This window comes from Acinetobacter brisouii (genome assembly GCF_008993995.1).
Classification (GTDB): domain Bacteria; phylum Pseudomonadota; class Gammaproteobacteria; order Pseudomonadales; family Moraxellaceae; genus Acinetobacter; species Acinetobacter brisouii_A.
Window position 1 is genome coordinate 1 of sequence record NZ_BKNN01000202.1, and the last position, 255, is coordinate 255.

The 255-nt window shown below is 36.9% G+C and carries 1 pseudogene; it reads left to right on the forward strand.

What is annotated here, in order from left to right:
- A pseudogene (locus tag GBN19_RS15660) lies at positions 1–255 on the forward strand (integrase core domain-containing protein); the annotation flags it as partial.

A 255-nucleotide genomic window follows, 5' to 3' on the forward strand; every position in this document is an offset into this window, starting at 1 on the left:
AATGAGTTAAAATTGCGAAATATCCGTATCAGTATGGATGGGAAACTTGCGCAGTATACTGCTCATAGATGGATAATGTGATGATTGAGCGTTTATGGCGCAGCGTGAAGCATGAGGAAGTCTATTTAAAGGCTTACGATACAGTTAAACAAGCGAAACAATCCATTGCGGAATATTTGGATTTTTATAACATGATACGTCCTCATTCAAGTTTGAATAAGGCCACACCGAATGAATTTTATGATCAACATTTAC